Here is a 20,441-nt window from a genome sequence, read left to right as displayed (position 1 = left end):
CGCCGGCCGCGACACGCTTCATCCGGCTTGCGAACCGGTCAATGCGGCGGTCACCCCGGCGCGGCAATCATGCTACGAACGGCGCGCCGCGCCGCTCCCGGCAGCCGCGGCGGGTTACTGCAGCATCCCTGCCACCGGGCGCCCGGCGCCGTGTCCCTGTTTCCCTGACCCACTCTCCGAATTCCCGACCAGATAATGAAATTCCTGTTCGATCTGTTCCCGATCATCCTGTTTTTCGTCGCCTTCAAGTTGTGGGGCATTTTCACGGCGACGGCAGTGGCGATCGTAGCCACGCTGGTGCAGATCGCGTGGGTGGCATTCCGCCACCGCAAGGTCGATCCGATGCTGTGGGTGAGCCTCGGCGTTGTCACCGTGTTCGGCGGCGCGACGCTCGTCCTGCACAACGACACCTTTATCAAATGGAAGCCGACCGTGCTGTACTGGGCGTTTTCGGTCGCGCTGATCGTCTCGCAAGTGGCCTTCAACAAGAACCTGATCGAAGCGATGATGGGCAAGCAGATCACGCTGCCGCACGTGATCTGGGGCAAGCTGAATATCGTCTGGGCGATTTTCTTCGTGCTGCTGGGACTGGTCAACCTGTTCGTCGCGTATCACTACACGACCGACCAGTGGGTCAATTTCAAGCTGTTCGGCGCGACTGGGTGCCTTGTGGTGTTCATCGTCGGACAGAGTTTGTGGCTGTCGAAGTACATGAAGGAAGAATGACATGACGAGCGAAGTGTTCATGCACGCTACCACCGCCGAGCGCGCCGCCTTGATCGAGGCGCGTCTGAGCGCCGCGCTCGCGCCGGTCGCCTCGATCCGGATCACGGATGACAGCGCGCAGCATGCAGGCCATGCCGGCGCCTCCGCCGGCGGTCATTTCTCTGTCACGATTGTGGCGGCCGCATTCGCCGGGAAAGCCCGCGTGGCGCGGCATCGCATGGTGTATGATGCGCTGGCCGATGCCATGCAGCGCGGCATTCACGCCCTTGCAATCACGGCGTATACGCCCGAAGAATTCGCTTTGTTGCCCCGCTAGGAAAATTTCTGATGACCTTGAAGAAAACCCACCTTTGGGTATTGCTGGCTGCCTTTGCGGCCGCACCTGCATTTGCACAGAACATCGCTGTCGTGAACGGTACGCCGATTCCGAAAGCACGCGCCGACGCGCTGATCGATCAACTGGTTCATCAAGGCCAGCAAAACACGCCGCAACTGCAAATGGCCGTGCGCGAAGAGCTGGTGAACCGCGAAATCCTGATGCAGGAAGCGCTGCGCCGCGGCCTGCCGAATCGTCCGGACGTCAAGGCGCAAATCGCCGTTGCACAGCAAACCGTCGTGCTGCGCGCGCTGATCGAAGACTTCGTGAAAAACAACGCGCCGACCGACGCCGAAGTCACCGCGCGCTACAACGCGCTGATCAAAGATGCGGGCGGCAAGGAATATCACCTGCACCACATCCTGGTGGACAACGAACAGCAAGCGAAGGATCTGATCGCCAAGATCAAGGCCGGCGCAAGCTTTGAAGACCTCGCCAAGCAATACTCGAAGGACCCGGGATCGGGCAAGAACGGCGGCGACCTGGACTGGTCGGACCCGAAGGCCTACGTGCCGGAATTCGCGGACGCGGCCACGCATCTGCAAAAAGGCCAGATGACCGACACGCCGGTGCATACGCAATTCGGCTGGCACATCATCCGTGTCGACGATGTGCGCAACATCACACCGCCGCCGCTCGAGCAAGTGCGTCCGCAGATCGTGCAGCAGATCCAGCAGGAAAAGCTGCAGGCATTCGAAGAAGGTCTGCGTAAGAACGCGAAGATCCAGTAAGCGTTTTTGGCCTGCTGCCGCCGAGGATCGAGCGCCCGCTTCGCGTCCCGGTCAGCGGTCTTCGAATCTGCTCAAGGCCCTGTTCAGTCAATGACTGAACAGGGCCTTTTCTTATGTGATCATGTGGTCATGTGAGTTTGGCCGCCCCCGCCATGGCGCCAGTATCACGAGCGCAGCGCCCTGCTCATCTCCGCGAGCGGCATCGCGACGATCGAGTCGAGCAGTCTGACTTCGCCGGCATTCGGCTGCGCGATCTCGTCGACGGCGCGCCGGGTGTCCGCCACCTTGGCATCCAGAACGGCCAGCATCTCATCCAGCAACTTTTCCAACCCTTTCGGCGAGAGGCGAAGCGCCTCGCCGAATGCCAGCATGTTCTTTCTGGAAATATCCGCGAACTGGGTTGCCTCTCCAACAGGCATTGTCAGATCGCAATGCGGCCAACGGTCCTGCTGAAGCGGCTGGTAGGTCGGCGTATGGTAGACGACTGTGCTGACCAGATCGTAAAACGGCGCCAGCATGTAGCCTCGAGAACTGACGAAGAAAGAGAGGTTTTTCAGGTGGGAGTCCGCGTTGCCGATGAGCACGTTGAAGACCGCCCATCGGAACACATCGAGACGTGCCATTGCCCGCGTGCCCGTTTTTTCGATAGCATCCCTGAGTACCTCCGCCGTCGCATTCTGATATTTGAAGTGACGGTCGTAGTTCAGCAGTTGCATCGCGTCGACCGTATGCAGACGCCGAACGGGCTCAGCTTCCATATCGCGGTCGAAGCGGTCAATGACATAGCAGGCCGAGGGCACTCGCATGAAATGCGTAGGTGGCACGCGCAGGCCCATCGCTCGCGCCAGCTGCATGCAGAAAAATTCGTTTATCGCTGAATGGGGATAGCCTGTGCTTCGCATGTCAGGCTTGAGCAGATGCATCGACGGCTCATTACCCACGGGCTCGAAGAGCTCATAATTCGGCGCCTCGCCTCGCAAGGTCAGCAACAGCTTTTGTTGGGCACCCGCCGCGGACATGCGTTTGGGCGCAGTGGCGGTGAGCGCGCGCTGTGGCATGGCCTGAATGCGAGCCTCCAGGTCCGCGTACGACAAAGATTGCAGACCGCCGGACGCCTCATCCTCACCCTCGGCGAGGAGCGTCAAGGCTCCAGCCGACTCGCGGCCATAGTACGCAAGCAGACCCCACGCATCGCTTGCATTGACTTTGGCTTCACGAGCGAGTGCCGTGCGCATTTCCTCTTCAGGCAAAAGATTATCGAAGAACCATTGCACCGGCCGCTGGCTCGACCCGTCGACGAAAGGCCCGGCATGCAGAGGGAAAGCGGGTGAAAGCGCGAATGCGTCTTCGCGGCCCAACCAGTCTTTATCGTAGGTAAATGACCAGATGCCGCTTTCATCACTCACGACGCCAACGCGCCGGCCATTCGCGTAGGCGGCGAGCGTTCTAGCTGCCATGAGCGGCCCGTCGGCGATGGAGCACTTTGGTGGTTAAGGCCGGGGGAATGTCGACCGAAACCTGCGCGCAGAGCGTGATGCCCAATTCAGCGAGGAGGTGGAGCACCTTGCCGATCTGGGCGGTCGGCTTACCCGCTTCGATATGCGTGATGAACTTGGGGGACAGTCCAGTGGCGATGGCCACGTCGTCGCGCGTCAGCCCTTGTGCGAGCCTTGATGCCCGCACGAGATCGCCCAACGCCGTCATGTTACTGACGAGAACATCTGATCGCTGCATTCCCCCTCCTGCCCGTTCGTACCCGCTCGGGAACATTATGCCACGGGACAAAGCTAGAGGTTCGACTTCGTACCCGAGCGGGTACCAAACAGCAATTTGAAGGTCCGTCAGCCCTATTTCGTACCCGAGAGGATACGGGGGGCCTTAAAGCGAGGAATCGCGCGCTTTTTCGTACCCGAACGGATACGGATCGGGATGCCCTCTGTCTAACTACCTGTGCGAGGCACGCCGGTGCATGCTCGCCTGTATTGCCGGCGTACACGGCCGCACGAGACATTGCGGCCGTGGCGCCGGCAAGCCGCCGCGCAAGGATAGCGCGGCGGCTTGCCTTACACCATCAACCCAGCCAGCGGCGTGCGTTCTGGAACACCCGCAGCCAGGGGCTCGCGTCCGTACTGCCCTCGCCCCATCCTTCCGGATGCCAGCTCATCTGCACCGCGCGATGCACGCGCTCGGTGTGCGGCATCAGCACGGTGAAGCGGCCATCGGGCGTCGTCACCGACGTGATGCCGCTCGGCGAACCGTTCGGGTTGAACGGATACTGCTCCGTTGCCTGACCACGGTGATCGACATACCGCATCGCCACGGCCACCTTCGACGCATCGCCTTGCTGCGAGAAGTCCGCGTAGCCCTCGCCGTGCGCGATCGCCACAGGAATGCGCGAGCCTTCCATGCCGGCAAAGAACATTGACGGCGAAGCCTGCACTTCAACCAGCGAAAAGCGCGCTTCGAATTTCTCCGATTTGTTGCGCGTGAACTTCGGCCAGGCTTCAGCGCCCGGGATCATCGACGCGAGGCTGCTCATCATCTGGCAGCCATTGCAGATGCCCAACGCAAACGTATCTTCGCGGCCGAAGAACGCGGCGAACATATCGGCCAGTTGCGCGTTGAAGCGGATCGCCTTCGCCCAGCCTTCACCGGCGCCCAGCGTATCGCCGTATGAGAAGCCGCCGCACGCCACCGCACCGGCGAAATCCGCCAGGTCGGCGCGGCCGGCCAGCAGGTCGCTCATGTGCACGTCGTGCGCGTCGAAACCGGCGCGGTCGAATGCATAGGCCGTTTCGAGGTGCGAGTTCACGCCCTGTTCACGCAGAATCGCGACACGCGGACGGGCGGCCTTGCCAACATATGGCGCGGCGACGTCTTCAGAAGGGTCGAACGTGAGGATCGGCGAGATGCCCGGATCGGCGGCGTCGGAGAGCGCCTCGTATTCGGCATCGGCACAAGCCGGGTTGTCGCGCAGACGCGAAATACGCCAGCTCACTTCGCTCCACGCGCGATGCAATTCGGTACGCGGTGCCTCGTAAATCTTCTTCGCGTCGCGGTAGATTTCGATCGTGTCGCGCTCGTTGGTTTTGCCGATCACATGCGAGCAGGCCGACAGGCCGTGTTCGCGCAACGCGCCCAGCACCGCGTCGCGGTCCGTGGCACGCACCTGGATCACCGCACCCAGTTCTTCGTTGAAGAGCGCGCGGATCGTACGGTCTTCACGGCGGCCGCTGGTTTGCTTCGCCCAGTCTTTCGCGTCGCCGAAATCGGATTCATGGTTCGGATCGAGCACCAGCATGTCGACATTCAGCGACACGCCAACGTGACCCGCAAACGCCATTTCGCACACCGTCGCCCACAGGCCGCCGTCCGAGCGGTCGTGGTACGCGAGCAGCTTGCCGTCGCTATTGAGCGACTGGATCGCGTTGAAGAAACGCTTCAGATCTTCCGGATCGTCGACGTCCGGCACTGTATCGCCGACCTGCTGCGTGACTTGCGCGAGAATACTGCCGCCCAGACGATGCTTGGCGCGGCCAAGGTCGATCGCGATCAGCACGGAATCGCCCTCGCCACCCGTTCCGCTGGCGCGGCGCAGTTGCGGCGTGAGGTGCCGGCGCACGTCTTCAACCGGCGCGAATGCCGAGATGATCAGCGAGACCGGTGCGACCACTTCCTTCGCCACGCCACGGTCTTCCCACTTGGTGCGCATGGACAGCGAATCCTTGCCGACCGGAATGCTGATGCCAAGCGCCGGGCACAACTCCATACCGATGGCCTTGACCGTGTCGTACAGCGCGGCGTCTTCGCCTGCCGCACCGCATGCGGCCATCCAGTTTGCCGACAGCTTGAGCTTATCGAGCGACGCGATCGGCGCCGCTGCGATGTTGGTGATGGCCTCGCCGACCGCCATACGGCCCGACGCCGGCGCGTCGATCACGGCGAGCGGCGTACGCTCGGCCATGGTCATTGCCTCGCCGCGGAAGCCCGCGTAATCCATTGTCGTGATGGCGACGTCGGCCACCGGCACTTGCCACGGGCCGACCATCTGGTCGCGCGCGGTCGTGCCGCCGACCGAGCGGTCGCCGATCGTGATCAGGAACGACTTGCTGGCAACGGTAGGGTGACGCAGCACGCTGACCGCGACTTCCGACAACGCGATGCCGGTGACATCCACCGGTTCGAGTTTCGCTTCGACGCGCCTGACGTCGCGATGCATGCGCGGCGCCTTGCCGAGCAGCACTTCCATCGGCATGTCGACCGGCTCATGCGCGGCGTCATTGTTCGATTCGGAATCGATCACCTTCAGCTGACGCTCGACCGTGGCCGTGCCGACCACCGCGAACGGGCAACGCTCGCGCTCGCACATGGCTTCGAAGGCCGGCAGATCGGCCGGCGCAATCGCCAGCACGTAACGCTCCTGCGCTTCGTTCGACCAGATTTCGCGCGGCGACAAACCGCTCTCTTCCAGCTGGATATTGCGCAGATTGAAAATCGCGCCCTTGCTCGCGCCGTCCACCACTTCTGGGAACGCGTTCGACAGACCGCCCGCGCCCACGTCGTGAATGCTCAGAATCGGGTTCTTTTCGCCGAGTTGCCAGCACGCGTTGATCACTTCCTGCGCACGGCGCTCGATTTCCGGATTGCCGCGCTGAACCGAGTCGAAGTCGAGTTCGGCGGTGTTGGTACCGGTCGCCATCGAGCTGGCGGCGCCGCCGCCCATGCCGATGCGCATACCCGGGCCACCGATCTGGATCAGCAACGAGCCTTCCGGCAGATCATGCTTGTGCGTGTGCTGATCGGAGATATTGCCGATGCCGCCGGCGATCATGATCGGCTTGTGATAGCCGCGCACCAGACCCGCGACGTTCTGCTCGTACGCGCGGAAATAGCCGCCCAGATTCGGACGGCCGAATTCGTTGTTGAACGCGGCGCCGCCGAGCGGGCCGTCAATCATGATTTGCAGCGGCGACGCGATGCGGTCGGGGCGGCCGTACGCTTCGTACTTGTCGTCCGGGTTGCGGTGCGCCAGAGGCTGCGCGGCGTCGCGCGCGTTTTCCCAGGCTTCGACGCCATCCGGCAATTCCAGATTCGATACCGTGAAACCCGCCAGACCCGCCTTCGGGCGCGCGCCGCGGCCGGTCGCGCCTTCGTCGCGGATTTCGCCGCCCGCGCCCGTCGAGGCGCCCGGGAACGGCGAGATCGCCGTTGGGTGGTTGTGCGTTTCCACCTTCATCAAGGTGTGCGTCAGTTCGACATTGCGGCGATAGTGCTCGGGCAATTCGTTCGCGCCAAGCTCAGCCGGCGTGCGCGGGAACCAGCGCTCAGCCACGCCACCGGCCATGATCGCCGAGTTGTCCGAATACGCGACGATCGTGCCCTGCGGATTCAGCTTCTCCGTATTGCGGATCATGTTGAACAGCGAGATGTCCTGCTTTTCGCCGTCGATTGTCCAGTCCGCGTTGAAGATCTTGTGACGGCAATGTTCGCTGTTGGCCTGCGCGAACATCATCAGTTCGACGTCGGTCGGGTTGCGGCCGAGCTTTGTGAAGGCGTCGACGAGGTAGTCGATTTCGTCGTCGGCGAGCGCGAGGCCCAGCTCCGTGTTCGCCGCTTCCAGCGCGCCGCGGCCATGGCTCAACACGTCGACGGTTTGCAGCGGCTTGGCCGGCAGTTCGTCGAACAGATGCATGGCGTGGTCACGCGAGGGCGACACGCTCTCGGTCATGCGGTCGTGCAGCGCTGCGGCGACGGCCGCGCGGGCTTCGTCCGAGAGTGCCTTCTTGCCGCCCAGCAGGCCGCTTTTCAGCGTGACCGTGTATTCGACACCGCGCTCGATGCGGCGCACCTGTGTCAAACCGCACAGGTGAGCAATATCGGTTGCCTTGCTGGCCCACGGCGACACCGTGCCGAAGCGCGGCACCACGAGGAACGTTTCGGCCGTGCCGCGCTCTTTGGTTTCTTCGAGCGGATCACCGTAGTGCATCAGCGCTTCGATCTTCGCGTTGTCTTCCGCTGACAGCGGGGTCTGCGCGTTGACGAAATGCAGATATTGCCCGCGCACGCCGGTGATATTGGCGTCGATGCGCGTAAGCGTTTCAAGCAGGCGGGTTTGACGGAAATCGGAGAGGGCCGAAGCACCGGGGAAACACGAGAAGTGGGCCATGGGTTGACGTTGCGTCGCTCAATGATGCCGATGAGTCGCGCGTAAAGGCGACGTGAGGCGGAAAGGAAGTCCGGGATTATACCTCGGGAACGGGCTTCCAACGGGCCTTGCACCAGGGTTTTGGCGAGGCCTGCATGGTGGCTCGGGCGCGCCGTTGCGGCGCTTCGGCGTCGCGCTCGCGTGGCGGAGCCGTCCGTTTGGCTGCTATCATTCGGCCTTTCACCAGATCGGCGCGAGCGGCCTGAGCAATGCCCAGGCAACGCGCCGCATGCCACGCTTAACGGGAACGCGGCGTTTTGGCGTCCCGCCGGCAAATCGAATCAGATCATGGATGTCATCGTCATTGGCGGCGGGATTGTGGGCGTCGCCACCGCTTATCAACTGCGCGCGGCCGGCCACCGGGTATGCGTCGTCGAGCGCCACGCAACGGTCGCGCAAGGCGCGACTTATGGGCACGGCGGCACCGTGCTGCCGACGCCCCTCGACGTCTGGTTCGGGCCGACTTTCATGGCGAGCCGTCAGGGCGCCAAAAACGGCGTGATCAGCAAGACCGGCTTTAACGGGGCGGCACGCCAGTTCGTCAAGCAACTGGCCGCTTTGCAGGAGCCTGAGGCATTCAGCCGCCAATACGCGCGGCTGCGTCCGCTGATCGAAGCATCGCGCGAGGCGATGGCCGATATCGAAGCGCGTTTCGGACTGGAATTCGAACAGGCAAGCGGCCTGCTCTATCTGGTGCGCTCCGAGCAGGAATGGCAGCAGACACAGACCGCGCTCGATCTGCTGCGGCACTATGAAGTACCGCACCACGTGTTGACGCCGGCCGAATGCGCCGCGCACGAGCATTCCGTGCGGACCGAGCCGGAATTCGCCGGCGGCGTGCTGTTCGACCATGAGCGCACGGCCAATTGCCCGCTTTTCGCCAAACTGGTCAAGCAGACCCTCGATACGGAGGGCGGCGTGCAATTCATGCTGGGCAGCGAAGTCTCGGCGATCCGCCTCGAAGGCGAGCGCGCCGCGGTGGAGCTGGCGCCACGGCCGGGCACGGCATCGCGCTCACGCGAAGTCGACGTGATCAACGCCGACGCGATTGTCGTCGCCGCGGGTTACGGGAGCCTGCCGCTGCTCGAACGCCTGGGGTTGCGGCTGCCGCTGCACCCGTTGCGCCTGCATAACCTGGTAGCGCCGATCGCGCATGAGGAATGCGCACCGCATGTCGCGATTGTGGATGCGGTCAAGCGCATCACGGTCAGCCGCATGAATCATCGGCTGCGGGTTGCGGGCGGTGCGGTCTTGCAGAGCGCGGGCCAGATCGACAAACCGCTCGGCGAGGTGTTGACGAAGGAAGCGCTGGCGCTGCTGGGTCAAGCAACTCACGACTGGATTCCGGGCGCTGCCCGGATCTCCGCGGCATTGCCATGGGAAGGGGTCAAGCTGCTGTCGCCGGACGGAATGCCCGTGATCGGCAACGCGCTTCATCCGCGTCTGTTCGTCAACGCCGGCCACGGCCCTGCCGGATGGGGTCTGGCATGCGGTGCGGGCAAACTGGTCGCCGACCTGATTTCGGGCAAGACCCCCGACGTCCCCGCGGACACCCTGGCCGCGCTGCGCGCGGACCGGTTCCAGTAAATGGCGGGCCCGCTCCGGTGCGGGCCGCACGAGACGCAAGCGGAATAAGCAGGTGCCGCTTCGCGCCGGGCCACGCCGATCTTGCTCAATCAAACCAAATCAGCAAAAACAAAGCAGACTCGGGCCGGCACGACGCGCGCCCGAAGCCTATCGGCACTACCATAGTGGCTCCCAAAGCTTTCTCACCTCGCAAAAGGTGAACGCCAAGCCTCGCCATGACCGTGCCCGAATCCACGCTCCCGACGTTAATCAGCCCCCGCAACCGGGCGTTGCCGCTGCTCACGCTAACCGACCTTCGGATCCTTGAAACCCAGGCCGCGGCGACCCTGCCTCAGCACGCGCTGATGTCCCGCGCAGGCAAGGCCGCCGCGAGCTATCTGCAGGAACTGATCACCCGCGACACATCGACCGAAAAATCGAAGCACAAGGTATGGGTCGCAGCAGGCCCCGGCAACAATGGCGGCGACGCATTGATCATGGCCGCGGAGCTGCACCAGGCAGGCATTGCCGTAACGTTGTGCATGCCGCTTGAAGTCAAACCGGACGACGCCCGCTGGGCGCTCGACACAGCCCGCGCGGCGGGCGTGGCCATCACCACGGCAGCGCCGGACTCGCTGGAAAGCTACACATGGTTGGTGGACGGCATGTTCGGCATCGGCCTGACCCGCCCGCTGGAAGGCAGTTTTGCCATCATCGCCCGGCAACTCTCGCAACGCACGAAAGCCAGGCCCGCAAGAGGCGGCGTTCTGGCGCTCGACACGCCCAGTGGTCTCGACGGCGACACCGGCACGGTAGTCGGCGAAGAACGGGAACGGAACCGGGTCCTGGGCGGAAGCGAAAATCAGCGCGATGGCCTCGCGGTCCACGCCACCCACACGATCACTTTCATCGGCGCGAAACCGGGTCTCTTCACCGGACAGGGTCGCGATCTCGCCGGCACGGTGATCGTGGCGCCGATCGGCATCGACAGCACCACCCGCACGGCCGTGCAACTCAGCGCGCCCGAGCTGTTCGCCGGCTTCCTGCCGCCGCGCGACTTCGCCACCAACAAGGGCACATTCGGCAGCCTCGCCGTGGTCGGCGGCGACACGGGCATGTGCGGCGCGCCGATCCTCGCCGCGCGCGCGGCGCTCTACACCGGGGCGGGTAAAGTGCACGTCGCCTTCCTCGGCGACGGCGCCCCGCCCTACGATCCGCCGCACCCCGAACTGATGCTGCATGCCATCGACGATCTGCCGCTGGACAAGATGGACGCGCTCGCCATCGGCTGCGGCATGGGTCTGCGCGATGGCGCCACGCGTGCCATGCACGACGTACTGCGGCTCGACGTGCCCAAACTGTTCGACGCCGACGCGCTCAATCTGATGTCGACAGACCCGTCGCTCGCGGCCGAGGTCACCGCGCGCGGCGTGCAAGGCGACCCGTGCGTGCTAACGCCGCACCCGCTTGAAGCCGCCCGCCTGCTCGGCACCGACGCGCCTGGGGTGCAACGCGACCGCCTCGCCGCAGCGCGCGCGCTGGCTGCGCGCTTTGCCGCCGTGGTCGTGCTGAAAGGCACCGGCACGGTGATCGCCGCGCCGGACGGCCGCGTCGCGATCAATCCGACCGGCAATGCCGCACTCGCGACGGGCGGCACGGGCGACGTGCTCGGCGGCATCATCGGCGCGTTTCTTGCCCAGCATCTGCCGCGCTACGAAGCCGCGCTGGCAGGCGTCTACCTGCACGGCCTCGCCGCCGACACGCTGAGCGCCCAGGGCCACGGCCCGGCAGGGTTGACGGCGGGCGAACTCGCCCCGATGGTGCGGACCTTGCTAAACCGCATGTTCTATCCGGCTGTGGCTCAATGAACCCACCCATCCCACCGTGTGCCTGGGACGCCCAAACCGCTGTCACCCCGCTGTCACCTGTCACCTGTTACCTGTCACGCAACGCCGTTATACTGATTGACCGCGCCGCGCGTCAGGTCGTCCCGGGTTGCAGCGAACTTCAGCAAGCCGGTTTGATCGCAAGGCAGGCTCGCGAAGCTTCACGGCAACCCATCGCGAACCCGGCCGCGCGGCATCGCTCTAACAGCATCGTTGCTTCATCCTCGGCAGCGCTTCACGCGCGTGCCATTCTTCGTGCCCCTTCGTTAGACGGACGCTATGACGCAGAACTCGCTCCCCTCCTGGTCCTCGCTGCAAACGCATTGCGAGAAGATTCGCGATGCGCACATGCGCGACTGGTTCGCCCCCGAGAACGATCCCGCCCCTACCCGTGCTGAGCGCTTTGCGTTCGCGGGCGGCGGTCTCGCGGCCGATTTCTCGAAGAACCGCATCACCGACGAAACCCTGAAACTGCTGGTGCAACTCGCGCGCGAAGCCGGGCTCGAGAAACGCCGCGACGCGATGTTCGCGGGCGAAGTCGTCAACCCGACCGAAGGCCGCGCCGCCTTGCACACGGCCCTGCGCGCCACCGATCCGAAAGCACCGTTCCATGCGCAGATCCTGGCCGAGCGCGCGAAGATGGCCGCGTTCGCCGACAAGGTCCGCAGCGGCGAGTGGACCGGCTATACGGGCAAGCGGATCCGCTATGTCGTGAACATCGGCATCGGCGGCTCGGATCTCGGGCCGAAGATGGTCGTGCACGCCCTGCATCATCTGGCTACGCCGGAGATCACCACGCACTTCGTGTCGAATGTGGACGGCGCGGATCTGTACAACGTGATGCAGATGATCGATCCCGAAGAGACACTCGCGATCATCGTCTCCAAGACTTTCACCACGCTCGAAACAATGACCAACGCGCGTTCGCTGCGCGACTGGTTCATCGAGAAAGGCTGCCCGGAAAGCGCACTGGCGAAACACTTCGTCGGCGTGTCGGCGAACCCGGCCGAGGTGGTCAAGTTCGGCATCGCGAAAGAGAACGTGTTCGAGATGTGGGACTGGGTCGGCGGCCGTTATTCGCTGTGGTCGGCGGTGGGTCTGTCGATCATGATCGCGATCGGCCCTGAGCAGTTCGGCGAACTGCTGGCCGGCGCCAACGAGATGGACCAGCATTTCCGCGACGCACCGCTCGAGAAGAATCTGCCGGTGCTGCTCGGCATGATCGGCATCTGGTATCGCAACTTCTTCGGCTCGCAAAGCTATCTGGTCGCGCCGTATTCGGAAGCGCTGCATTTCCTGCCGTCCTACCTGCAACAACTCGAGATGGAGAGCAACGGCAAATCGGCGCGTCTGGATGGCGCGATGGTCGACTATCCGACCGCCGCCGTGACCTGGGGCGAACCGGGCACGAATGGTCAGCATGCATTCTTCCAGATGCTGCACCAGGGTCCGACCATCGTGCCGATCGACTTCATCGCCGTGCTGACGCCGGAGCATCCGCTCGTCAGTCATCATCCGAAACTGCTGGCGAACTGCTTCGCGCAAAGCGAAGCGCTGATGCTGGGCCGCACGCTCGAAGAAGCGAAGAAGGTTGCCGGTGCGGACAAGCCGGAACTGGCGCCGCATCTGGTGTTTCCGGGCAACCGTCCGACTTCGACGCTGCTGGTCGATGCGCTCACCGCGCGTTCGCTTGGCGCCTTGATCGCGCTGTACGAGCATAAGGTGCTGGTGCAGGCATCGGTATGGGACATCAATCCGTTCGATCAATGGGGCGTCGAGCTGGGCAAGATCCTCGGCAAGGTGGTCGAGGCGGATCTGACGTCAGCAAGCGTCGACGAAAAGAAGCATGACTCGTCGACGTCGGCGCTGATCGCGCGAGCGCGCGCTGCCCTGAAACGATGAGGCAATGAAGCGTTGGAACAGCCGAAATGAAACGCGGGCCGCAAGGCCCGCTTTTCATTGGTGGCGGTGGTTATCGATTTCTTTCGACCTGGATCAGGCCAGACGTCCGGCTTCGATCGTCACCGTCGTATCGCAACGACGCGCCAGTTCGACGTCGTGCGTGACGAGTATCAACGTGGCGCCGTTCGCGCGGTTCATCTCGAACATCAAGTCGATGACCGCGTGACCGGTGGCTGCATCGAGACTGCCGGTCGGCTCGTCGGCAAACAGGATCGCCGGATGCGTAACAAACGCACGCGCAAGCGCAACCCGCTGCTGCTCCCCGCCCGACAGCAGCTTCGGATAGTGCCCGGTACGCTTCGCGAGTCCCACCTGCTCCAGCAATCCGCGCGCGCGCGCCGCGGCCTCGCGCGTGCCGATGCCGCCTTGCAGTTCGAGCGGCAAGGTGACGTTTTCGAGCGCCGTCAGATGCGGCATCAGTTGAAATGACTGGAACACGAAACCGACTGAACCGCTGCGCAACGCGGCGCGTTCGTCCTCATTCAGTTCCGTGAGTTCGCGGCCGAGCAGCCGAACCGAGCCCGAACTCGCGCTGTCCAATCCTGCAAGCAAGCCGAGCAGCGTAGACTTGCCCGACCCGGATGCACCGACGATCGCCACACTGCTGCCGGCATCGATAGCAAGATCGATGTCTTCAAGAATCGTCAGTTCGCCCGTTGCATCCTTAACCTTCTTGCACAAACCCCGCACTTCAATGACTGGATCAGTTTTGTTTAGCATGGTGAAGCGTAGGTTGAAAGTGCGCGCCATAGCGCCTCGCGCGCTGACGCTGACTACGGCATTCGGTTCGGCCGTGCTGGCCGCAACCCTGTTTTCGCTGCCCGTCCCAGCCCGCGCGGCCAACGCGCCGGACCAGACGAGGCCGGTGATCGTCGTGCTCGGCGACAGCATCTCCGCCGAATACGGCTTGCCTCGCGACACCGGCTGGGTAGCCTTGATGCGCCAGCGCCTCACCGATGAGCGAATCGATTATAGCGTCGCCAACGCGAGCATCAGCGGCGACACCACGAGCGGTGGCCGGGCTCGCTTGCCGGCGCTCCTCCAGCGGCTCAAGCCGAGTATCGTGATCGTCGAGCTCGGCGCCAACGATGCATTGCGCGGCGTGCCGCTCGCAACCACCGAAGACAACCTGCGTACGATCATCGAGCAGGCTCAACAAGGCCACGCGAAAGTCGTGCTGGTTGGCATGTATGTGCCACCCAATTACGGCCCCGACTACACGCAAAAGTTCCACGGCCTGTACGGTGAACTCTCGAAGCAATTGCGCGTGCCGCTGGTGCCCTTCCTGCTGGCCGGCATCGCCGACAAACCGGACATGTTTCAGGCGGATCAGATCCATCCGACGCAGCAGGCACAGCCAGTGCTACTCAACAATGTGTGGCCGGCTGTCAAGCCACTCCTTCGCACAAGTTCGCCGCACTGAAAAGCTCGCTAACAACTTGTTTCCGGTAATTGGGGAACGCGGATCGGCAAAGTCAATCGGACACTTTCGTAATCCCGCGTAACCCAGCTCGATTCTGAGCGACTTTTGAGGAGATAACGTGAAATATTTACCGTTAATCGCTTTGACCGTGGCACTTTCTGCATGCGCCGCTCAACCGCCTGCCGGGGTCCAATCTGTTGGCCAAAGCCAGCAGCCGCCGAAGGCCGTCGCTGCGTGCATCGCGCAAAAGTGGGCTAATGGCTCGCAACAGCAAGTCGTGTCGCAAGACATCATGGCTAACGATCAGGCCATGGATGTCTATGTGCCGGGTCAGCAGCCACCTGACGGCGCAGCGGCCGTGGTGCGGCCCTCCTACAAGGGCCCGGGTTCGTGGGTCGGGTTCCGCGCCCATGGCGCCGCGGGCAGCGAAGCCACCAGTGCGATCAGCGCTTGCCTCTAGGCCGCTGACGGCATGACAAGCCGCGTGTTCTCAAGCAAACCGTTTGACGAGCTTGCACGCGGCGCATAAAAAAGCCCCGCAATTGCGGGGCTTTTTTGCGCCTGCGCGCTTTACGTGCTTGCGCGCAGGGGGTGCAGCTGCGACTTATTCGCCACTCGCCTGGGCATTGCTGCTGTCGAGCGCGCCATAGAACTTCACCTTTGAACGGGCCCGCAGTGCCTCGACGTACGCCTCAGTTTCGGACTGAGCGTCGACTTGCGCAATCTGCTGCTGCGCGGCGGCCAAACGCTGCGGATCGATCGGGGCGCCCGCGACAACCGCGTTCACGCGATAGATCGCATAGCCGTTGTCACCGAGGTCAACACCCACGTAGGCAGGTAACTTTTGCGCGTCCGCCTTGTAGATTGCGCTCAATGCAGCCGGCGGCACGCCTTGTGCGTCGTTGCGCGAAACCTTCAGCGGCGACGAAAAGCCGGTCGTGGCCTTCGACTTGTCGAACTCAGCCAGCTTCGCAATGCCATCCTTGTGAGCGGCCTCGTTCGACTGAACCGCGATCATTTTCTGACGTACTGCGTCCTTGACGGCGTCGAGCGCCGGCACGGCTGCGGCCTTGTAATCGGTCACGCGCGCTGCGATCAGCGTATTGCCACCGACGTCGGTCGCCTGCGTGTTGTTACGCGCGGTGACTGCGTCGTTCGCGAAGACAGCGGCCAGAAACTTCGCATTGTTCAGCGGGCTGTCAGGCGGCAGCTTCGGATCCGGCTGCGGCGTCACCGTGGCCGTTTGCATTTGCAGCTTGTACTTGTCTGCGGCAGGCTGCAGGCTCTTCGCCTTCTCGTAGACGATCGACGTAAAGCCTTCCGAGTCGTCGCTGAATGCCTTGCCCGCCAGCTGTGTCTTCAGGTCCTTTGCGATCTGATCTTTCACTTCGTCGAACGGCTTTGTGACTGCCGGCTTCACGTCCGTGACCTTGACGATGTGATAACCGAAGTCGGTCTGCACGATGCCGCTGACTTCGTCTTTCTTGAGGCCGAACACGGCGTCGTCGAACGACTGGCCGCCGGCGATCATGCCGCGGCCGAAGTAACCCAGATCGCCGCCCTTCGACGCCGAACCCGGATCCTGCGAGTTCTGCTGCGCGATCTGCGCGAACTGGTCCGGATGCGCCTTGATCTGTGCGAGCAACTCTTCGGCCTTCTGCTTCGCCTTGGCCTTGTCAGCCGCGCTCGCATCTTTCGGTGCGGCGATCAGGATGTGGCTCGCGCGCACCTGAGCGTCCGTGCGGTAATGCGCGATGTTGTCGTCGTAGTACTTTTTCAGGTCGGCGTCGCTCGGCTGCACGGCGGCAGACAGCGTTGCCGGCGACAACACCAGATACTGGATCGTTGCCGTGGCGGGCGTGGCGAAGTCGTTGCGATGCGCGTCGTAGTACGCCTGCAGTTGCGCGTCCGTGGGCTGCGTCTTCGCGGCGTAGTCACGCGGATGGAAGGCGATACCCTGCACTTCGCGCTGCTGTTCGGCGAGCTCGGTCAGGTGCTGCGCGAGGGTCTTCGACGTGAAGGCGCTGCCTTGAATGCCGCCAGGCAACTGCTGCGTGGCGAGGCCGTAGCGCACCCGTTCGTCGTACTGATCCGGCGTCATGCCCTGCATGGCGAGCAACTGCTTGTAACGGTCGACGTCGATCGAACCGTCAGGATTCTTCAGCGACGAGATCACCGGATCGTTCAGCAGCACGCGGCGCACGGCGTCGTCCGATGCGGTCAGATGCAGGCGCTGTGTTTCGTCGGCCAGCACACGCTGCTCGATCAGGCCGTCGAGCATTTCGCGACGGCGCCCGGGCGTATCGAACGACTTCATGTCGAACTGCGCGCCGAGCATCTGACGGGCGCGGTCGAGCTGCTGACGCATCGCGTCGTCATACTCCGCGCGCGTGATCTTGTGACCGTTGACGCTGGCGACGTTTGCACTTTCGTCAAAGAAGCCGCGGAAGCCTTGAATGCCCACAAAACCCAACCCCGGCACAATGACGAGGATGAGCATGAACATCATCAGGCGTTTGTGATTACGGAAAAAATCGAGCATGCGTGAGGGGTGCCAAAAACAGAACGCCCGATCTTACAACAGCGGGCAATAAAAAAGGCGAACCGGAGTTCGCCTTTCGTGGATACTGGCGGAGTGGACGGGACTCGAACCCGCGACCCCCGGCGTGACAGGCCGGTATTCTAACCGACTGAACTACCACTCCTTATACTGCAACTGCGCTGCAACGCTTAACCGAACCTGAAACGGGTGGTGCCGTGGAGTTCGAACCGTGGAGTTCGAAAACACCCAGCGAAGCCTTTTGAAATAAGGCGCCCACGCAATTCGATCCAGCGGATACAACGAAAAATACAGCGATCCGGGATTCTGCCGCAAATGTCGCGGCTTGGCAACGGAAATATGGCCGTGCCAGCTAACCCGAAGGCGCCGTGCGCAGCGTTTCCTGGCAGGCCTGCACGCCGCAGGACACGACGACCACTTCCGACGCCGCGCCGGCCTCCTTCAAACGCACGGCCTCTTCCACGCTGATTTCGTCGAAGGGGTTCATCGACAGCTTCACATTCGCGATGTCGACGGCGCTGCCGTCGGCCTTCACGCGGACTCTCACATTCGCGTCGACGACGCGTTTGACAGGAACCAGTACTTTCATTGCCTACTCCATTTCGATAAGGACTGCGTGACGCTGTCCATGTGAACCGGCCGCACGAGGTTTCGTTTTTGTCCGTGCAGGACGCGCGCCGCCGGGGCGAAGTTTGTGCGCCGCAATATGATTCGCCGCGGCACACATGCCTCCCCTCAAGGTGGTTGGGCGTATCATTTCCCGAGCGAGACACCGGTTCAGGGCGCCCGCCTAAGGGCGATTCCGGACCGGCCGGCGTGCCGCACCGTTATCCATCTGTGGAACTGCGTGCCTCCTCGCTGGAATCCATAGTGTCTGAGCGCAGCACCGCGCAGAATCCCCGTTAAAGGGGAGCACGATCGCATGGACGGGGGATGGCAGCCAGGGTCAACCCGTACGCCTGGAGCAACTGATGCACGTGACAGAAGCGACGAAAGCGACGAAAGCAACAAACGCAACGAACGCGACAACAGCGCCGCCCCCGAACAGGCCACCTCTGTTCCTCGCAACGAAGGTGTTCCCGCCACGCCTGCCCGCCGGCTTGATCGATCGGCCGCGCCTCGCCTCGCTTGCCGCGCAGACAGCAATGAAGCGCCTGACGGTGATCAAGGCTCCCGCTGGATTTGGCAAGACCTCGCTCGCGCTCACCTGGCTAAACGTGCTTGGCACGAGCAGTGCGCGGGTCGCCTGGCTAGCGCTCGACGCCGACGATGACGAACCCGCGCGATACTTCAATCATCTCGCGCAGGCATTGCGGCAAGCCTGTGGCGACGTTGGTGCCTCAGTGATCGGCTTGACCGCCGAAGCGTCGTTTGTGCCGGCGAATTCACTCGCCTCGACGCTGATTAACGAGCTGGTCGACGTCGACGACGAGGTCTACCTTTTCATCGACGACTACCACTTGATCAGCGAGGCACCGATTCACGAAGCGATGTCGCACTTCATCGCCAATGTGCCCTCGCAAGTCCACGTGGTGCTGTGCACCCGAACGGATCCCCCTCTTCCTACGGCCAAACTGCGAGCCCGAAACGAGCTCCTGGAAATCGACGCGTCCACGCTGAGATTCAACTTCGACGAGACGCGCCGTTTCGTCGAGCGCGAATGCCCCGGCAAGCTCCACGCCACGGACATGAAGTCGCTGTTCGCGTCCACCGAAGGCTGGGCGGCCGCGCTGCGCATTTCCGCGTCGGTGCTGGCCCGGGACGACCGCCCCCGAGGCTGGAAGACAAGCGCGCCGACCGGCGCGTCAAGGCCGCTCGCAGACTACCTCGAAGACATCCTTCACTCTTTACCGGCCGGGATGCTGGGATTCATGCTGCGTACGGCGATACTCGATCGTCTGAGCGCACCGCTGTGTGAGGCGCTCACCGGTCTCAAGCAGAGCCAGACCATGCTGGACGCGATTGTCGCGCGCCAGTTGCTGCTGGAGCCGCTGGACCTGGAAGGACATTGGTTCCGCTATCACCCGCTCATGGCCGAGTACCTCAAGCGCCGGCTGGCGGCCCGGCACCCTGAGGAGATCGCTGAACTGCATCGCAGCGCGTGGCAATGGTATGCCGCAGAGCGCCAGTGGACTGACGCCGTCAGACATGCCATTGCAGCCGGCTCGACCGGCGACGCCATTCGCCTCATGGAACACTGCGCCATGTCCCTTCTGAAGGGAGGCGATCTGCTCACGCTGGTCGGCTGGCAGCGCCAATTCCCGGCCGACCTGATGCGGGCACAGACCACCGTCACACTTGCCATCGCCTGGGGCACGGTACTCGCCCTGCGCTTCGGCGACGCGGTCACGATGCTGGATTCGATCGAACGCGATGCCGCCGGCAAGGGTATCGACGCGGAGCACGTCCGTTGGGAGTGCATCGCCATTCGTTCGGCGCTCGCAGCCTTACAGGATGACCCGCAAAGAGCGCTCACGCTCGCGCAAGAATATCTGGGCCGACCGTCGCGCGATTCCTGGACCACCAACGCGGTCTCGAACGTGGCCCGCTTCGCTCACTGGAAAGCGGGCAATCTTGAAGCCCTTCACGCCACGCCGTGGATTCCCGACTCGATCGAGGAAGACCAGCGCAGCATATTCTCCACGGTCTATCGGCTTTGCCTGCTCGGCCATGTGGAAATGCAACAACTCCACTTCCCGCTCGCCGAGCGCCGTTTCAACGAAGCCATGGAGCTTGCCGTGCAGCATTCGGGCCCGCATTCGATAGCGGCAGCGATGTGCGCCCCGATGATTGCCCAATTGCGTTATGAACAGGGCCGGCTGGACGAAGCTGAAGCGCTGCTCGTCGAGCTCATGCCGGTCATTGAACTTGCCGTATTTCTCGACAGCGTGCTAATCTTACTGTGTCAATAAAATATTCACATCAAAGCGATACCTGGTAGTATTGAATAATACAGACTTTGGATGATCGCGATGAGAGAAGATATCGACGAATTTGACGCGTATC

Annotated in this window: 14 protein-coding genes, 1 tRNA gene and 1 pseudogene; 9 read left to right on the top strand and 7 right to left on the bottom strand. The window is 63.1% G+C overall.

The window, feature by feature from the left end; genetic code table 11:
- Positions 1 to 195 precede the first annotated feature (195 nt).
- From KHO23_RS14870 to KHO23_RS14860, 3 genes are read left to right on the top strand one after another with little or no spacing between them, the layout of a single operon-like run.
- Positions 196 to 726 (top strand): septation protein A, encoded by a 531-nt coding sequence (locus tag KHO23_RS14870; protein ID WP_211611993.1) that lies wholly within the window; start codon positions 196 to 198, stop codon positions 724 to 726.
- Between the two features lies 1 nt (position 727).
- Positions 728 to 1,042: a BolA family protein gene (locus KHO23_RS14865; RefSeq protein ID WP_211611992.1), complete on the top strand. Its 315-nt coding sequence runs from the start codon at positions 728 to 730 to the stop codon at positions 1,040 to 1,042.
- 11 nt (positions 1,043 to 1,053) lie between these two features.
- Positions 1,054 to 1,833: a peptidylprolyl isomerase gene (locus KHO23_RS14860; protein ID WP_211611991.1), complete on the top strand. Its 780-nt coding sequence runs from the start codon at positions 1,054 to 1,056 to the stop codon at positions 1,831 to 1,833.
- A 164-nt stretch (positions 1,834 to 1,997) separates the two neighbouring features.
- Here KHO23_RS14860 and KHO23_RS14855 read toward each other — a convergent pair whose 3' ends face one another.
- The 3 genes from KHO23_RS14855 to purL form a co-directional block, all read right to left on the bottom strand.
- Entirely contained in the window at positions 1,998 to 3,290 is a 1,293-nt protein-coding gene (locus KHO23_RS14855; RefSeq protein WP_211611990.1) for a HipA domain-containing protein, read from the bottom strand.
- Complete coding sequence (locus KHO23_RS14850) at positions 3,280 to 3,567, bottom strand: helix-turn-helix domain-containing protein (RefSeq protein ID WP_211611989.1); 288 nt, start codon at positions 3,565 to 3,567, stop codon at positions 3,280 to 3,282. Before KHO23_RS14850 ends, KHO23_RS14855 begins: the two co-directional genes overlap by 11 nt.
- Positions 3,568 to 3,904: 337 nt before the next feature.
- A complete protein-coding gene (gene purL / locus KHO23_RS14845; RefSeq protein WP_211611988.1) occupies positions 3,905 to 7,999 on the bottom strand; it encodes a phosphoribosylformylglycinamidine synthase in 4,095 nt (1,364 codons plus the stop codon).
- Positions 8,000 to 8,326: 327 nt separating this feature from the next.
- Here purL and KHO23_RS14840 point away from each other — a divergent pair, with 327 nt between their 5' ends.
- The 3 genes from KHO23_RS14840 to pgi all read left to right on the top strand — a co-directional run bounded on the left by KHO23_RS14840 (position 8,327) and on the right by pgi (position 13,392).
- Positions 8,327 to 9,625, top strand: coding sequence for an FAD-dependent oxidoreductase (locus tag KHO23_RS14840; RefSeq protein ID WP_211611987.1), 1,299 nt, complete (start codon positions 8,327 to 8,329; stop codon positions 9,623 to 9,625).
- Between the two features lie 215 nt (positions 9,626 to 9,840).
- Complete coding sequence (locus KHO23_RS14835) at positions 9,841 to 11,472, top strand: NAD(P)H-hydrate dehydratase (RefSeq protein WP_211611986.1); 1,632 nt, start codon at positions 9,841 to 9,843, stop codon at positions 11,470 to 11,472.
- Between the two features lie 297 nt (positions 11,473 to 11,769).
- Complete coding sequence (gene pgi / locus KHO23_RS14830; RefSeq protein ID WP_211611985.1) at positions 11,770 to 13,392, top strand: glucose-6-phosphate isomerase; 1,623 nt, start codon at positions 11,770 to 11,772, stop codon at positions 13,390 to 13,392.
- Positions 13,393 to 13,485: 93 nt separating this feature from the next.
- Here pgi and KHO23_RS14825 read toward each other — a convergent pair whose 3' ends face one another.
- Positions 13,486 to 14,172: an ABC transporter ATP-binding protein gene (locus tag KHO23_RS14825; protein ID WP_120291742.1), complete on the bottom strand. Its 687-nt coding sequence runs from the start codon at positions 14,170 to 14,172 to the stop codon at positions 13,486 to 13,488.
- Between KHO23_RS14825 and KHO23_RS14820 the strand changes: the two genes are divergently transcribed.
- Both KHO23_RS14820 and KHO23_RS14815 read left to right on the top strand, forming a co-directional pair.
- The gene (locus tag KHO23_RS14820; protein WP_211611984.1) at positions 14,171 to 14,875 is read left to right on the top strand and encodes an arylesterase; all 705 of its coding nucleotides are present in this window, start codon (positions 14,171 to 14,173) and stop codon (positions 14,873 to 14,875) included. The genes KHO23_RS14825 and KHO23_RS14820 overlap by 2 nt on opposite strands.
- A gap of 118 nt (positions 14,876 to 14,993) precedes the next feature.
- Positions 14,994 to 15,335 (top strand): hypothetical protein, encoded by a 342-nt coding sequence (locus KHO23_RS14815; protein ID WP_211611983.1) that lies wholly within the window; start codon positions 14,994 to 14,996, stop codon positions 15,333 to 15,335.
- A gap of 144 nt (positions 15,336 to 15,479) precedes the next feature.
- On the opposite strand, the gene KHO23_RS14810 is transcribed toward KHO23_RS14815, so the two are convergent.
- From KHO23_RS14810 to KHO23_RS14800, 3 genes and pseudogenes are all read right to left on the bottom strand, one after another.
- Positions 15,480 to 17,417, bottom strand: a complete 1,938-nt coding sequence (locus tag KHO23_RS14810) for a SurA N-terminal domain-containing protein (protein ID WP_211611982.1) — start codon at positions 17,415 to 17,417, stop codon at positions 15,480 to 15,482.
- Between the two features lie 86 nt (positions 17,418 to 17,503).
- Positions 17,504 to 17,580: transfer RNA gene (locus KHO23_RS14805), tRNA-Asp, on the bottom strand.
- A gap of 219 nt (positions 17,581 to 17,799) precedes the next feature.
- Positions 17,800 to 18,024 (bottom strand): annotated as a pseudogene (locus KHO23_RS14800) (electron transfer flavoprotein subunit beta/FixA family protein); the annotation flags it as partial.
- 754 nt (positions 18,025 to 18,778) lie between these two features.
- On the opposite strand from KHO23_RS14800, the gene KHO23_RS14795 reads away from it, so the two are divergent.
- Positions 18,779 to 20,347, top strand: coding sequence for a MalT transcriptional regulator family protein (locus KHO23_RS14795; protein ID WP_236066855.1), 1,569 nt, complete (start codon positions 18,779 to 18,781; stop codon positions 20,345 to 20,347).
- Positions 20,348 to 20,441: the final 94 nt, after the last annotated feature.

The organism is Paraburkholderia haematera, from assembly GCF_905220975.1.
GTDB lineage: Bacteria > Pseudomonadota > Gammaproteobacteria > Burkholderiales > Burkholderiaceae > Paraburkholderia > Paraburkholderia haematera.
The sequence above is the reverse complement of the archived record's forward strand: the minus strand, read 5'-3'. Positions and strand labels throughout refer to the sequence as shown.